The organism is Moorena sp. SIO1G6 (genome assembly GCF_010672795.1).
Classification (GTDB): Bacteria; Cyanobacteriota; Cyanobacteriia; order Cyanobacteriales; family Coleofasciculaceae; genus Moorena; species Moorena producens.
The window spans coordinates 17,156-31,914 of sequence record NZ_JAAHFZ010000028.1; the positions used below are offsets into that span (position 1 = coordinate 17,156).

General features: G+C 45.1%; 13 protein-coding genes. 6 read left to right on the forward strand and 7 right to left on the reverse strand.

The features are described 5' to 3' along the window. The first annotated feature begins 25 nt into the window (after positions 1-25). Positions 26-3,643 (forward strand): AAA-like domain-containing protein, encoded by a 3,618-nt coding sequence (locus F6K63_RS23160; RefSeq protein WP_287313207.1) that lies wholly within the window; start codon positions 26-28, stop codon positions 3,641-3,643. Here the strand turns inward: F6K63_RS23160 and F6K63_RS23165 are convergent. Both F6K63_RS23165 and F6K63_RS23170 read right to left on the reverse strand, forming a co-directional pair. Then, complete coding sequence (locus F6K63_RS23165; RefSeq protein WP_287313208.1) at positions 3,588-4,235, reverse strand: hypothetical protein; 648 nt, start codon at positions 4,233-4,235, stop codon at positions 3,588-3,590. The genes F6K63_RS23160 and F6K63_RS23165 overlap by 56 nt on opposite strands. A 50-nt stretch (positions 4,236-4,285) precedes the next feature. Then, the gene (locus F6K63_RS23170) at positions 4,286-5,197 is read right to left on the reverse strand and encodes an Rpn family recombination-promoting nuclease/putative transposase (protein WP_287313209.1); all 912 of its coding nucleotides are present in this window, start codon (positions 5,195-5,197) and stop codon (positions 4,286-4,288) included. Between the two features lie 587 nt (positions 5,198-5,784). Here F6K63_RS23170 and F6K63_RS23175 point away from each other — a divergent pair. Then, on the forward strand, positions 5,785-7,542 hold the full coding sequence (locus F6K63_RS23175) for a sodium:solute symporter family protein (RefSeq protein WP_287254553.1): 1,758 nt from the start codon (positions 5,785-5,787) through the stop codon (positions 7,540-7,542). 551 nt (positions 7,543-8,093) lie between these two features. Beyond that, complete coding sequence (locus F6K63_RS23180; RefSeq protein ID WP_287313210.1) at positions 8,094-9,884, forward strand: abortive infection protein; 1,791 nt, start codon at positions 8,094-8,096, stop codon at positions 9,882-9,884. 440 nt (positions 9,885-10,324) lie between these two features. On the opposite strand, the gene F6K63_RS23185 is transcribed toward F6K63_RS23180, so the two are convergent. After that, positions 10,325-10,630 carry a protealysin inhibitor emfourin gene (locus tag F6K63_RS23185; RefSeq protein ID WP_287313211.1) on the reverse strand — a complete coding sequence of 102 codons (306 nt, stop codon included), beginning with the start codon at positions 10,628-10,630 and terminating at the stop codon, positions 10,325-10,327. A 303-nt stretch (positions 10,631-10,933) separates the two neighbouring features. Between F6K63_RS23185 and F6K63_RS23190 the strand changes: the two genes are divergently transcribed. Then, the gene (locus F6K63_RS23190; RefSeq protein WP_008190150.1) at positions 10,934-11,125 is read left to right on the forward strand and encodes a hypothetical protein; all 192 of its coding nucleotides are present in this window, start codon (positions 10,934-10,936) and stop codon (positions 11,123-11,125) included. 281 nt (positions 11,126-11,406) lie between these two features. Here the strand turns inward: F6K63_RS23190 and F6K63_RS23195 are convergent, their stop codons facing one another. From F6K63_RS23195 to F6K63_RS23205, 3 genes are all read right to left on the reverse strand, one after another. Next, entirely contained in the window at positions 11,407-11,793 is a 387-nt protein-coding gene (locus tag F6K63_RS23195; protein ID WP_287313212.1) for an SET domain-containing protein-lysine N-methyltransferase, read from the reverse strand. A 193-nt stretch (positions 11,794-11,986) separates the two neighbouring features. Next, a complete protein-coding gene (locus F6K63_RS23200; RefSeq protein WP_193374721.1) occupies positions 11,987-12,169 on the reverse strand; it encodes a hypothetical protein in 183 nt (60 codons plus the stop codon). 229 nt (positions 12,170-12,398) lie between these two features. Then, the gene (locus F6K63_RS23205) at positions 12,399-12,599 is read right to left on the reverse strand and encodes a hypothetical protein (RefSeq protein ID WP_287266116.1); all 201 of its coding nucleotides are present in this window, start codon (positions 12,597-12,599) and stop codon (positions 12,399-12,401) included. Positions 12,600-12,881: 282 nt separating this feature from the next. On the opposite strand from F6K63_RS23205, the gene F6K63_RS23210 reads away from it, so the two are divergent. Both F6K63_RS23210 and F6K63_RS23215 read left to right on the forward strand, forming a co-directional pair. After that, positions 12,882-13,526, forward strand: a complete 645-nt coding sequence (locus tag F6K63_RS23210) for an iron-containing redox enzyme family protein (RefSeq protein WP_008190140.1) — start codon at positions 12,882-12,884, stop codon at positions 13,524-13,526. An 83-nt stretch (positions 13,527-13,609) separates the two neighbouring features. Further along, positions 13,610-14,383 carry a CmcI family methyltransferase gene (locus F6K63_RS23215; protein WP_287266119.1) on the forward strand — a complete coding sequence of 258 codons (774 nt, stop codon included), beginning with the start codon at positions 13,610-13,612 and terminating at the stop codon, positions 14,381-14,383. A 156-nt stretch (positions 14,384-14,539) separates the two neighbouring features. Here F6K63_RS23215 and F6K63_RS23220 read toward each other — a convergent pair whose 3' ends face one another. Further along, positions 14,540-14,701, reverse strand: a complete 162-nt coding sequence (locus F6K63_RS23220; RefSeq protein ID WP_154659957.1) for a hypothetical protein — start codon at positions 14,699-14,701, stop codon at positions 14,540-14,542. Between the last annotated feature and the right edge of the window lie 58 nt (positions 14,702-14,759).

The window sequence follows — 14,759 nt, forward strand, 5'->3', positions numbered from 1 at the left end:
ACTGTTCCCTGTTCCCTATTCAACCATGACCAATAAACAATCAACAGTCTACAAAGTTGGAGGTAGTTTAGGTCACGATGAACTCACTTATGTGACCCGAAAAGCTGATCACGAGCTTTATCAGGCATTGATGGCTAGGGAGTTTTGTTATGTGCTGAATTCCCGACAGATGGGTAAGTCCAGTTTGCGGGTGCGAACCATGGAAAAGCTAAAGAATGCGGGAGTCGCTTGTGGGTCTATTGATGTTACCAGGATTGGCAATCAAGTAACCTCCCAGCAGTGGTATGGCAGTTTGATTAGAAGTCTTGCCAAGAGTTTTAAATTGAACACAAAAATCCAGGTAATTCCTTGGTTAAAAGAGCGTGAAAAATTCTCACAAGTCCAGTGGTTAGATGAGTTTATTGAGTCGGTTATCCTAGAAGAAATCCGTCAACCGATTGTTATTTTTCTGGATGAAATTGATAGTATTATTAAAGTTAACTTTAAAGATGATTTCTTGGCGTTAATTAGGGCCTGTTACAATCAAAGAGCCGAAAATCCAGCTTACAATCGTCTAACCTTTTGTTTGCTGGGGGTGGCAACTGCAGCAGATTTAATTCAGGATAAACAGCGCACCCCGTTTAATATTGGTCGGGATATTCAGTTAACTGGGTTTACCTTTGAGGAGGCCAAACCGCCTTTGGTTCCCGGTTTGGTAGGCCAGGTGGATAATCCTGAACAGGTTTTAGGTGAGATAGTACATTGGACGGGAGGACAACCGTTTCTGACCCAGCGGCTGTGTCGTTTGGTGGTGGAGACTTCGGAATCGGGAAATAGTCTTTCCCTAGAACAGATAGTGCGTAGCCAGATCATAGAAAATTGGGAAACTCAGGATGAACAGGAGCATTTCAAGACCATACGCGATCGCATCCTCAGAAATGAGCAACGGGCTGGTAGGCTGTTGGGTTTGTATCAGCAAGTGTTGGATCACGGTTGTATAGCGGCTGATGGTAGTGAAGAACAGACGGAATTAAGGTTGTCGGGGCTGGTGGTTGAGCACCATGGCTGTTTAAAGGTTAATAACCGGATTTATGGGGAGGTTTTCAATTGTAATTGGGTCAATCAAGAATTGGCCAGACTACGCCCCTACTGTGAGGCTTTTACGGCTTGGGTTGATTCTGGATGTAAGGATGACTCTCGATTGTTGCGCGGGAAAGCATTAGAGCAGGCGGAACAATGGTCGAGTGGGAAAGCGTTAAGCGATTTGGATTCCCAGTTCTTAAGAGCTAGTCAGGTTTTAGACAAGCGAGAAGTCCAAAAGGCTTTGGCTGCTGAGAAAGAGGCTAGTCAGATATTAGCCAAGGCTCAAGCAAAAGCCAAGCGAACCATATCCAGAGGGGGAATTGTATTGGGTTTGTCCTTAGTTGCGGTAATTGTTGCTGTGGTGACTGGTATCAAGGCTAGAGAAAAAATAGAGGAAGCCAAAACAGACATGCAACTAGAACGGGAAGGGCTTGGGATTATAGTACAGTTACAGGATAATGTTTGCTGCGGCACCAGTACAGAAAAGCAAAAGCTTTTGTACTTGGCAATGGAGACTGGGCAAGAGCTATATAATATCGTTAAAGATGGTCGCCCCCTGGATCAATATCCTGTCATCAGTCCTGTATATGCCCTCCAGCAGAGTATTAGTAAATTCCGAGAAGGGGCTGTGCTCACAGGGCATCCTGATGAGGTAAAAGATGTAGCATTCAGCCCGGATGGAAAGAGGCTGGCCACTGCTTCCTATGACAAAACTGCCAGAATTTGGGACTTACAGGGCAATCAATTAGCCGTGCTCACCGGGCATCAGGACGAGGTATTAAGTGTAGCCTTCAGCCCGGATGCAGAGAAGCTGGCCACGGCTTCACAGGACAAAACTGCCAGAATTTGGGACAAAAAGGGCAATGAAATAGCCGTACTCACCGGGCATCAGGACTGGGTATTAAGTGTAGCCTTCAGCCCGGATGGACAGAGGCTGGCCACTGCTTCATCCGACGGCACTGCCAGAATTTGGGATTTACATGGCAATGAAAGAGCCGTACTCAAAGGGCATCAGGACTGGGTATTAAGTGTAGCCTTCAGCGCGGATGGACAGAGGCTGGCCACGGCTTCATCCGACGGCACTGCCAGAATTTGGGATTTACAGGGCAATGAAAGAGCCGTGCTTAAAGGGCATCAGGACGAGGTATTAAGTGTAGCCTTCAGCCCGGATGGACAGAGGCTGGCCACTGCTTCATCCGACGGCACTGCCAGAATTTGGGACAAAAAGGGCAATGAAAGAGACGTGCTTAAAGGGCATCAGGACGAGGTATCAAGTGTAGCCTTCAGCCCGGATGGACAGAGGCTAGCCACGGCTTCATCCGACGGCACTGCCAGAATTTGGGATTTACAGGGCAATGAAAGAGCCGTGCTCACAGGGCATCAGTCCAGGGTATCAAGTGTAAAATTCAGCCCGGATGGACAGAGGCTGGCCACGGCTTCAGATGACGGCACTGCTAGAATTTGGGATTTACAGGGCAATGAAATCACCGTGCTCACCGGGCATCAGGACAAGGTATATAGTGTAGCCTTCAGCCCCAATGGACAGTGGCTGGCCACGGCTTCATCCGACGGCACTGCCAGAATTTGGCACAAAAAGGGGAATGAAATAGCGGTGCTCAAAGGGCATCAGTCCAGGGTATGGAGTGTAGCCTTCAGCCGGGATGGAGAGAGGCTGGCCACTGCTTCAGAGGACAAAACTGCCAGAATTTGGGACAACCAGGGCAATCAATTAGCCAAGCTCACAGGGCATCAGGACGAGGTATTAAGTGTAGAATTCAGCCGGGATGGACAGAGGCTGGCCACTGCTTCAGAGGACAAAACTGCCAGAATTTGGGACAACCAGGGCAATCAATTAGCCAAGCTCACAGGGCATCAGTCCAGGGTAACGGATTTAGAATTCAGCCGGGATGGACAGTGGCTGGCCACTGCTTCAGAGGACAAAACTGCCAGAATTTGGGACAACCAGGGCAATCAATTAGCCAAGCTCACAGGGCATCAGTCCAGGGTATCAAGTGTAAAATTCAACCCCAATGGACAGAGGCTGGCCACTGCTTCATCCGACAACACGGCCAGAATTTGGGACAAAAAGGGCAATCAATTAGCCCTGTTCAAAGGCCATCAGTCCAGGGTATGGAGTGTAAAATTCAGCCCCAATGGACAGAGGCTGGCCGCTGCTTCATCCGACAACACGGCCAGAATTTGGGACAAAAAGGGCAATCAATTAGCCGTGCTCAAAGGCCATCAGGACTTGGTATATAGTGTAGCCTTCAGCCCGGATGGACAGAGGCTGGCCACTGCTTCATTCGACAACACTGCCAGAATTTGGGACTTACAGGGGAATCAATTAGCCGTGCTCAAAGGCCATCAGGACTGGGTATTAAGTGTAGCCTTCAGCGCGGATGGACAGAGGCTGGCCACTGCTTCACGAGACGGCACTGCCAGAATTTGGAAGATTGAAAGTTTAGGTGAGCTGCTGGGTCGGGGCTGTGAATTGCTGGAAGATTACTTTGTTAGGCATCCTGAAGCTAAAGAGAAGTTAAGGGTATGCCAGAGGGAAAAGGGAACAGGGAATAGGGAATAGGGAATAGGGAACAGGCAAGAGGCAAGAGGAACCCACCCCTAACCCCTCCCAGGAGGGGAAGGCAAGAGGCAAGAGGCAAGAGGCTCTGAGGCTCAACAACGGTATTCAAATACTCACCGTCGAGGCTCTGAGGTTCGTTCACGAGGCTCTGAACCTCAACGTTTATCTTCAAATACTCAACGTTGAGGCTCTGAGGCTCAACAACGGTATTCAAATCATCAACGTTGAGGCTCTGAGGCTCAACAACGGTATTCAAATCATCAACGTTGAGGCTCAGAGGTTCAACAACGGTATTCAAATCATCAACGTTGAGGCTCAGAGGCTCAACAACGGTATTCAAATCATCAACGTTGAGGCTCAGAGGCTCAACCACGGTACTCAAATCATCAACGTTGAGGCTCAGAGGCTCGTCCACGAGGCTCAGAGGCTCAACAACGGTATTCAAATACTCACGGTCGAAGTCCAGATACTCGTCCACGAGGTCCAGATACTCAACGTTTATATTCAAATACTCAAGGTCGAGGTTCAGATACTCAAGGTTGATATTCAAATACTCAAGGTTGAGGTTCAGATACTCAAGGTTGATATTCAAATACTAAAGGTTGATATTCAAATACTCAAGGTTGAGGTTCAGAGGCTCGCTCACAACTGATCAATGTCATCCACACTCAACCCAGTATATTGAGCAATATCCTTCAGGGGTAACCCTGCTGCCTTCATCTGTTTAGCAATCTTTTGTATACCTGCTTGTTCACCTTCTTGTCTACCTTGTTCGAGACCTTCTTGTCTACCTTGTTCAAGACCTTCTTGTCTACCTTGTTCAAGACCTTCCTGAATTAAGGTTTGATTAACACTGTACATATCCCGGTAGACCTTCAGACTATCCTGGTACAGGGCTTGCTCCTCAGAGGAGAAATTGGCAATCTCGGCCACCTCAAATAGCTGGGCAAACACATTCCCTTGCAACGGTTCAGGGGGAGCATTACAGCTGGCGAGATGCCTCAATAAAAATAACCACTTATCAAAATGGGTTTCTAGTTGATCAACAGATTTAGTAAATTTTGGTAGTTCCACATAGATGAATTTCAACTTATCGTAGAACACTTCACACCGCTGATTTTTTAGCTCTACCACATGCAACAGTTCTGAATCGTGCTTATGGTCATCAAAAATAAAATCCAGAATACCGACGGTGTAGACTGCCGTTAGCTTATAATTCCAATTTCCCTGTTGCGCCTGTTCTTGGATCGGGAAAGTGGCATAGTAGACACTGCGGTCTTTGAAGAACGTTTGTTTTGCCTTTTGCATTTCCACAATGAAACGTTCACCGCTTGTGCTCTGGCAATAAATATCAAAAATTGCTCTTCTGTCTACTAAGGTCTTACCCAAGAACTCCGGATTCTTAATGGTGACATCCTGAATCTGATGGTGAGGAGGCAACAGAGTATTCAAGAAGTCGATTAACAGTGCTTTGTTGGGCTCAGTGCCAAAGACGCGCTTAAAGCCGAAATCCGTGAGCAGGTCAATGTATTTATCTGGCAAGGGGAAAACCATATCAAATATCTCCCTATTTCCGGATTGGGTGCATCTGTTTTATTTTACTAAAAAACTCTGGAGCTGTTGCCCCTATTGCCTATTGGGGTGCATCTCCATCCATGCTGTTTGACCCGGTGGGTGAAACGGGCATGTTTGCGTGGAACAGGCTTCCAGCCTGTGGCAATTTTCGGAAGGGCGGTCCCAACACTGGCGGTGCGTTACGGGAAGGGCTATCCCAACACTACGAGGCGGAAAATCAGTGCGAGCCCGTCCCAACACTGGCGGTGCGTTACGGGACGGGCTATCCCAACACTACGAGGCGGAAAATCAGTGCGAGCCCGTCCCTAACGCACCCTACACCCTTTCTCAGCAGCGATCGCTTCTTCCGCAGCCAGATCGATGTAGATATCAACCATACCGTAGTTTGATCCCGTGGTGCGTTACGGGGCGGGCGGTTCCAACCAGGCTCGAAGAGGTTGAACATGAGGGCAAGCCCGCCCCTAACGCACCCTACGCACTGGCTTCCCCCTTATTAAGGGGGACGGGAGGGGGATCCCGTCCGAATCTGATATGATATCTCAATCCGTGACCAGCAACCGGAATTTATGCAACTCGTTGATTGGCTGATTGTCCTAGTCTACTTAGTCTTGTCTTTAGGGTTAGGACTATACCTCTCTCGCAAGGCTTCCGGCAGTCTTGTGGATTTCTTTGTTTCGGGGCGATCGCTCCCGTGGTGGTTAGCCGGTACCAGTATGGCTGCCACCACTTTTTCCATAGATACCCCCCTCTACATTGCCGGGGTAGTTGGCAATCGAGGCATTGCGGGCAACTGGGAATGGTGGAGTTTTGGCATATCCCATCTGATCATGATTTACATCTTTGCCCGGATGTGGCGACGGTCAGAAATTGTTACGGATGCCGAACTCACGGAAATCCGTTATGGTGGCTCGATAGCTGCCCTATTACGGGGAACCAAAGCCTTTCTGTTTGCGGTACCAATCAACTGTATTGCCATTGGCTATGCCATGCTAGCCATGGTCAAAGTCGTAGGTGCTCTAGAAATTTGGCAAAGCCTTGGTATTGCGCCCGAAGCCAGTAGTGTAAAACTCTGGAGTGTATTGGGAGTAAGTGTTCTAGTCTTAGTTTACGCTGGCTTTGCTGGACTGTGGGGCGTAGTAGCTACGGATTTCTTCCAATTCTTTTTTGCCCTACTCGGAGCAATGATAGTTGCTGTAGTTGCCATTAACCATGTCGGTGGTATTCATCAACTAGTCCCAAAAGTGCAGGAAGTCACCCAACAGGATGTACTAGCCTTTTTTCCCCTCACTGTCGGTTCCGGAGGGATTAGTTGGAGTGAAACCGCTGGCATCAGTGCTAGCACATTCTCTGCCTATATCTTCCTGCAATGGTGGGCATGGCGTCGCAGTGATGGCGGTGGTGAATTTGTCCAGCGCCTGGCCGCATCCAAAAATGAAGCAGATGCCGAGAAAGCCGCTTGGCTATTCAATATCTTTCACTATGTAATCAGGACCTGGCCCTGGATCCTAGTTGCCCTAGCCGCAATGGTAATCTATCCAGATTTGGCAGACCGGGAATTGGGCTATCCCAAACTGATGCTAGATTTTCTGCCACCAGCCATGCTCGGGATAGTGGTAACCTCCCTGATTGCCGCATTTATGAGTACTGTGTCTACCTCCATTAACTGGGGAGCCTCCTATCTCACTAATGACCTCTATTTGCGCTTTTTTCATCCCCAAGCCACAGAATCGGAACTAGTCTTAGTGGGGCGGATCGCATCAGTGCTGGTCACAGTTTTAGGAGCAATTGCCGCCTTCTTTGCCACAGACGTTGCCACCGTGTTCCGATTAGTAATTGCCATTGGTACTGGACCGGGATTAGTGTTAATGTTACGTTGGTTCTGGTGGCGGATTAATGCTGCTGCTGAACTAACCGCCATGGTTGCTGGTTTTGTAGTCGGGTTTGGTACTAGTGTCGTGCCAGTTATTCAGATTCCTGACTTTGGTTGGCGTCTGCTAGTAACAGCTGGAATTACTGGTGTGTTGTGGGTAGTGGTAATGTTGCTCACTCCACCAGAATCTGATACCACCTTAGATGAATTTTATCGACGGGTGCGTCCAGCAGGGCCTGGCTGGAAACGTCAGCAGCTTCGCACCGGTTTAGCCCCAATCCAGGATTTGGAACACGATCTAAAACGGGTGCTGGCATCGATATTGCTAATGTTTGGAGCAATGTTAGGAATTGGAGGATTTTTGTTGCTAAAGCCCTTGACCGGTTGGGTGTCTCTGGTAATAGCCGTTCTAGGATGGATGTGGCTGCGTCAAATTAAAGGGAGTAGGGAGTAGGGAGTAGGGAGTAGGGAGTAGGGAATAGGAAGTAGGGAGTAGGAAGTAGGGAACAGGGAATAGGGAATAGGGAGGCGTAGGGTGCGTTAGGGGCGGGCTCGCCCTAATTTTCCACCTCGTCACCAGTGTTGGGATAGCCCGCCCCGTAACGCACCACCAGGTCAAGCAGCTTAAATGAGATGCACCCGAATTGTGGGATATTTCGGAGGTGTGGGGAGAGGGAATTATCAATATTATGTTTATTATGTTTACCTGATCAATTGGAAAGAATGATTACAGTTTTTGACCTTACCAAAAATTCTTGTAGAATTGATTAGGTCTAGCCTTTTGCCTTTTACCTGTTCCCTGTTCCCAGATCCGCTGTTCCCAGATCCGCTGTTCCCTGTTCCCTACTCCCTATTCCCTACTCCCTAAAATATAGTTTGGCATCTCATTTGAAAACTATGTTGTTAATGATGGTAAATCTCCAAAACCCTTTGGTAATCGTCCTGGTTATCCTAATTTTAGTAATCGGGGTGGTATTTTTGATCTACTCTCAAGCCCAGAAAAAAATGACCGAACCGAAACCATCTAACTACGAACTTTGTCGTAACGATCAGATCAATCAACCTAGCTATTATCCCGTAAATCAGACCCTATCATCAAGTCTTTATCAACCCGTTAGTGAGTGGATCGGACGACTGATAGAGCTGCCCAAGGAGGAACGAACAACTGATGATTCCGTACTGTTTGAAGTCTACCATGCTGCTCCGGAGTATCAGCATCTGGTAGGAGAGATTGTGACCTTAGGATGGAGTAAGGATGCTCCAGGGATCCAAGACTATGTGAAGCGAGTTACCATAGATATTAATTTTAATCAAACCACTGAAGATAGCATGACAGGGGGCGCTATGCATCCGGTTCGATTAAATCATCTGAATCGGGTAGGTCCCCTGGAATCTTTGGCTGCAGCCAGACCTGACGATAATGTGATTGTCATGGTAAACAATCCAGTTGTGACTGAGTCAGAAACAACGACATCTTTGACTATTGCCGAAGACCCAGTGCAAATTACCGGTCGCTTCTATGGCTTGGTTACCATTATTAAGCGGGAGATACTTGAAAGCGATCGCTTTCAAGTATCTCACTTTAATAAAGACTCAAAACAATTTGATGGACCTCAAGAAATTATTCGTATTCCTCAAGTGGTGGCTGACCGGTATGGCATCCCTAGATCTACCAATTCCCAGATTGAAGACTCTCCTCTAAATAGTGCTGGTTGGTATATTTATGGTGCTCAGGATCCTGACGGAATTTTTGTGACCCAAGGGATTGAACCTAGGGCTTTGATGATGCTAGAGCCAGAGCAAGTAATTTTGGGAGTTGAAGAAGGGGTAACTTACATTAAGGAAAAAAATTGGGAAAATACCGAACAGCAAAAAGGTACTGCCAAGACAGTTCTGCTGGATCCTTTAGCTGAACAACCAGACGCTGCGATATCCCCTTGGCAGGAGGGAGACCGGGGAATTGTCATCCATCTTTATGGGGGAATTGGTGGTAATAAAAAAGATGAACGTGTCCTTTTTAATATGGTAAGCGGTCACTTTGCCTATGGTATTGCTCATGTAGTGCGTGACCCATTAAGCGATGAATTACGCTTTGATATAGAGTACCAGCAAGTTTATGCTAGTAACCCCGATGGCATTATTGCAGGGTCAATCAAATGGCCGAACTATATGGGAAATTTGCAGCGGGGTTGGTTAGGCAATCGACCTGTTTCTGATGTGATTGTTAAATTGGATGCTGTCACCCAAGACTACGAGTTTGGTGATATTAAACTATCACCTTTGGATGAATTGAAGCATCAGTTACAAGTCATGATGGCTCGCTACCGCACGGGGGATGGTGACGGTGCAGCATTGGCTTCACCAGCAGAGTCCTGTGTGCAAGACTCCAATCAAGCGCTTTATGTAGCCATCCAACAGATAGAAGATGAAGTGAATGACAATCCTGAAATTCAAGAGTGGTTGAACAGTCATCCAGATCATCCCCAAACTCAGCGATTTCAACAATTATCCGAGTTGGGACAAGCACTAGAACAACAGCTGACTCCCCTAGGAATTGTTCGTAGTGACTGGAAGGAAAATTCTGAAACCTTGGTGGGAGTTGCTGCTAGTGACAGTCCAATTATGTCGATCCTCCGAGGACTTGCTAGCTGGCGCACTATACTACCACGACGTGGTCATGACGAAATCGCTAGTCTTTTGTTAAACCATGGCGCTAAACTTTGGGTTATCCGCACTAATCAAGTGGGGGGATTCGATCCTGATATTATCCCCTATGCTCCGACTACGTTATTTTAGAATGTAGAATGTAGAATGTAGAATGTAGAATGTAGAATGCAGAATTTAGAATGCAGAATTTAGAATGTAGAATTTAGAATGCAGAATTTAGAATGCAGAATTTAGAATTATACATCTCGGGGGGTGACATGAGCCCTAAAAAGCTTAGTAGTATATAAGGCTTTGACGCCAATGAGCTCAGGTAAGATACACTCGGAAACTAACCCGACTTTGATTGTGTGGAAGCGAGGGAGCCTTATCACTATGTCAAATGTCAGCCCAAAACAGCATGTATCTTTTGATCACTTATGGGCTAAAATTACTACCCAGTAACGATTTAAGCTTGCTTGCATCTCACCCCCCCAGATTCTAAATTCTAAATTCTTAATTCTACATTCTTAATTCTACATTCTTAATTCTTAATTCTACATTCTTCATTCTAAATTCTTAATTCTTCATTCTTACTTCTTACTTGACCTTGCCATAGTGGTCAAGCGTCTTAGCAAAGGTTGCAGCATCTCTGGAACTGCTGTATCACCAATTTCCACAGTTTTTTTCCGTCCAGCGACTTCTACGGTCAGTTTGTAGCTAAACTGATCTGCACCCGGTGTTGATGACATCAGCTGTGCTGGTAGCTCAAAGAAACTATTAGTATTAATCATGGCTTGCAGCTGATCAGCTTCTTCTGGCGATAGGGATTCAGTATCAACCTCAGTTGCCATAGTCATCCCCATAAAACCGCCAGTACGCTCAAAGTATATTTTCATAACACCCCCGTCTTTACTACTAAAATCTTGCTTAGACCATTGTGATTCATTATAGGGATTAATTGTAGTGATTAATCCTACAGATTAATCCTAGGGTGGCCAGTGGCTAAAAACGCGATGTTCCAAAAGAACCGCTTCGCGATTGGCCGTTGGCCACGCTACGCGAACGCAAACTGGCTCCATCGGTATAAGACTACCCATTAAGGTGTTTGACATTGATACAAGCTTAAAAGCTGTTGTAGTCAATTTAGCATGCATGCCTTGCGCGTAGCGCCATAACAGGCACTGGGTGCATTTCAATGCATGCTGTTTGACCCGCTGGGTGGAATGGAAATTATGGGTGCAATGGTGATCAGGGGTGGAACAGATATCAGGGGTGGAACAGGAATCTTGCCCGTTACCATTCAGCCTGTGCCAACCAAGCCTGAAGAGGCGTTGCTTAATAATGAAATGATTTTAAGAGTTCTGTGGAATGGATATCTTGCCCGTTTCTGATATTTTCAGACAGGCAGGAGCCCACCTCACTCATATTCATTACTTGATTCAGGAATGCCCATTTGTCTATCTGTGATTGCTTTGTTTTAAGCATTAAAAAAGTACTATTCTGGTTTAAGAGGTTGTCTGAGAAGTCTCATTTGCTACATTCAAGCCCCCTAAATCCCCCAATTTTGGGGGACTTTTACCAACAAATGGATTCTTGTTCCCCCCAGAATTGGGGGGCTAGGGGGGCAAAATTCAGTATCAAAAAACTTTTCAGATATCCTCTAAACAATAACTCAAATAAATTTATTAGCTAAAGAATATTGATCAATGTTGGTATATAAAAGCAAAACTTCCTCCCCTGGCTGAATATCTTTCGATGCGATTAAATGTGCCCATAGACCAATCTCATCTTTAACCCAATTGATATAAGCATTGGGGGTTTCCGAATGATTACATAGGGATGAAAGACCAAAGGCAATATAACCGCCCACATTTTGTTTTTTTTCATATTCTGCAGGGATTACGAAGCAGTACTTAAACACTTCAGTTTTATTGATAATTGACCATTGTTCGGCAGGAAATGATCCCACTGGGGCAGCCTCAATCAATGTCTCTTTGGTAATCAATTTTGTGGCTACAATTCCTCGTTCTTTTTTATCAAAAAATTTAACTTCAATCATTGATATAGTACTTCGATAAGTTTAACAAAGTAGGCATAAAAATCATGCTTTTACCATTTTATTATTATACTATTAAATCTACTTAAAATAGTACCATACAGCACAGCATGGCAATATTTTTTTTAATACTTACTATTCATGAAAATTTACTTTACAGCATTTTTCATTCTATTCTCCAAGCACTCACACTAGGTCAGGCTTTGAGCTTACTTTGACGGTCGTAAGAGCCACGAGAGGTTTTCCCATCGATGTAAATCAGCTTGATATCTAATTGATCCGTAAGATACTCTATCCAGCGCAATAAAAAGTCATGAAACTGTTCTGGGTCAATCAGGGCAAACACTCGCGAGCGTCGTGTCGTGAGACGGTATCCCATTTGGCAACTCCAAAAGCGATGCAGCGCCTTCACGCGGGGGTTTCCCCCGGAGACAAAACCTTAGACAGTTGAGCCTTTATGGTTGGTAGGCTATGCAGAAAAGGGGTAAAACTTATTGATTAAGGCTCAACTGTCTTACGGTAAATTCAAACCACTCGCGCTTTGCATCAAGACAAGGTGGCTAACCACTCGTATTCTTCGCGGGCTTTAGGTAGCGACCGCCACCATATTATCTGCTCCAGCTAAAGTGGCGCTTGATCCCAATCGCTACAATATCTACCAGCAGATGGTCTGGTTTACGCTTTGTTCTGGGGTCATCTAAGTTCTTGAGTTCATCGATAATGGTGCGTTTGACCCTTTTAACAGGATCAGATGGCCTCGAACTGGATGTTGGTGTTGAGCTAGACCCTGGTGCAAATCCTTTAGTCATGGCAATTAACCGAAGGAGAGACGATATTAGCTAGTGGAGCACGATTGAACCAATATTGTCTACAATCTCAGAGCAAGTATTAAAGCCTTTTTGTCAAGTAAATCTGATCTAAAGTTAAGTGCGATTACCCTGGGCATCTATGCCTTCCCCAGCGAGCAGATGACCTTGGTTGTGAGTTCTCTGTCATTAGGTGCAAGATCTGAGAATACCCCATGTCTGGTGTTTTTGCGTAAGTCCTGCTAGTATAGAATGTTAAGTTAACCAAGATTAGAAGGAGCAAATATGAATTACAGTGGTCTGGCAGAAAAGACTGTTCAAACACTGGATTGTATTGCCCAGGAGGGCGCTAAAGAAATAGCAGCAGCCTTTGATTTGGCTACCAGAACTAACTACATCCACCTTGTGTCGACTTTTTATCATTATTCTGCTCCTGGCGAAACACAACTGTTAAGAGCAGCTGAGGCAGCTCCTACTAATGCCATGAAAATGCTATATATTCATCTCGCCAGAGACGAGGCTGATCACGATATATTAGCAATACGAGATCTTAAAGCACTGGGCTATAAGCTTGAACCAGAATCGAAGTTAACAGCAGGCTATCATGCCTATTGGAGCAACTTTTCAGATGAAAAAGTAATAGAGTATTTGGGTATGAATGTCGTTATAGAGTATCTTATAAGTTACCTAAACTCCTGTGCGAAAACTATGCGCGAAAGACTCAAACTAAAAGCAGAAGAGTGTAGATGGTTGCAACTACATTGTGAAGAAGATGAACAACATGGCGAAGCTGCTGTGAAATGTGTGAAAGAGCACATAAATGAGCGATTCGCAGACTTAATGATTAAAGGCGGTATGGGAGACAAGAGACGCTTTGTCAGTATGTTTATTGATGCTTTGCAAAATAATGCTTCTCTGAATCCACTGTAAGCTCCTTTATTATTAAACTGCTCACATCTGGAGATAACTGAAAATATTTTTTTATATTTTCTGCGCAACAAAGATATCGAACTATGAATAAACAGGTAGATACAATGTCAGATAAATTTGGATATAAAAGCCTTAAAGAAGAAAATTTACCTCAACGGGAGATGTCTGCATCTGATCGATTTATTGACATTGATGCACGAAAAGATTGTTGCGATTTGCCATCTAATATATGGCCGTTTCTAATTGAAAGTAGCTACAAACAGCATTGGAAGGAAATTCCTATTTGGAAGAGTGCTCTGGAAATGGTGATTTACCCAATGCTTCTGTACGAACTAAGACCTAAAGTAGTCATTGAAATTGGGGCGTTTACAGGCGGTAGTGCTGTCTGGATCGCTGATCATCTGCAGATCTTTGAGATTCCATGCCAGGTTTACTCTGTTGACATTAATCTTGCCTTCTTAGACAAGAAATCACAACAAGACGATCGCATCACTTTCATTGAGGGTGATGTCAACAAAATTGAGGAATTATTTTCTGCCAAAATGCTTTCTGAATTAGATCATCCCTGGCTAATTATTGAAGATGCTCATGTCAATGTCTCTGGGATTTTAAGCACTTTTCATTCTCATGGACATGCTGGAGACTATATTATTATTGAGGACACCAATCTAGAGTGCTGGAAGTATTGGGATGAAAACTTTGAAGATATTGGTGATGTTAAGAGTGACAAGATTAGAGAGGTTAGTAGATTTTTGATGCAGTATAAAGACACTTACAAGATTGATGCTTTTTACCAAGACATTTTTGGATATAACGGTTCAAAATCTTGGAATTCAATCATCAAAAGAATGTTGTAAAATCTGTTAAAAACCTCAATCTCAAGGTGAGATGACTCCTGGCAGGGTTGCGAGCGTCTATGGGGGGAGTTTAGTAGTCCTGTAGAAGTAGTGATTTTACATCTTTTTTCGGTAGTGGTACAAAAGTAGTGATTTTAATCCCCGAAACCTTGACGCTTACCGTAGCCAAATCACTACATCTTTACCACTACCATTTTTTTGGCATTGCTGAATCTTCGAATGATTATGAGTAGGGTGGGCATCCTGCCTGTCCGGAAATATTGATAACGGGCAAGATGCCTGTTCCACGCCTGATGCCCGTTCCACAAAACTATTCAAATCATTCCACTATTCAGCAATGCCAAAATCTGAGCCTATGGATGGTGCGTTACTGGAC

Bases quoted from the DNA above. Each gene is read 5' to 3' on its own strand.
- F6K63_RS23160 (WP_287313207.1), top strand. From the start codon at position 26: ATGACCAATAAACAATCAACAGTCTACAAAGTTGGAGGTAGTTTAGGT.
- F6K63_RS23170 (WP_287313209.1), bottom strand. From the start codon at position 5,197: ATGGTTTTCCCCTTGCCAGATAAATACATTGACCTGCTCACGGATTTC.
- F6K63_RS23175 (WP_287254553.1), top strand. From the start codon at position 5,785: ATGCAACTCGTTGATTGGCTGATTGTCCTAGTCTACTTAGTCTTGTCT.
- F6K63_RS23180 (WP_287313210.1), top strand. From the start codon at position 8,094: ATGACCGAACCGAAACCATCTAACTACGAACTTTGTCGTAACGATCAG.
- F6K63_RS23185 (WP_287313211.1), bottom strand. From the start codon at position 10,630: ATGAAAATATACTTTGAGCGTACTGGCGGTTTTATGGGGATGACTATG.
- F6K63_RS23190 (WP_008190150.1), top strand. From the start codon at position 10,934: ATGCTGTTTGACCCGCTGGGTGGAATGGAAATTATGGGTGCAATGGTG.
- F6K63_RS23195 (WP_287313212.1), bottom strand. From the start codon at position 11,793: ATGATTGAAGTTAAATTTTTTGATAAAAAAGAACGAGGAATTGTAGCC.
- F6K63_RS23200 (WP_193374721.1), bottom strand. From the start codon at position 12,169: ATGGGATACCGTCTCACGACACGACGCTCGCGAGTGTTTGCCCTGATT.
- F6K63_RS23205 (WP_287266116.1), bottom strand. From the start codon at position 12,599: ATGACTAAAGGATTTGCACCAGGGTCTAGCTCAACACCAACATCCAGT.
- F6K63_RS23210 (WP_008190140.1), top strand. From the start codon at position 12,882: ATGAATTACAGTGGTCTGGCAGAAAAGACTGTTCAAACACTGGATTGT.
- F6K63_RS23215 (WP_287266119.1), top strand. From the start codon at position 13,610: ATGAATAAACAGGTAGATACAATGTCAGATAAATTTGGATATAAAAGC.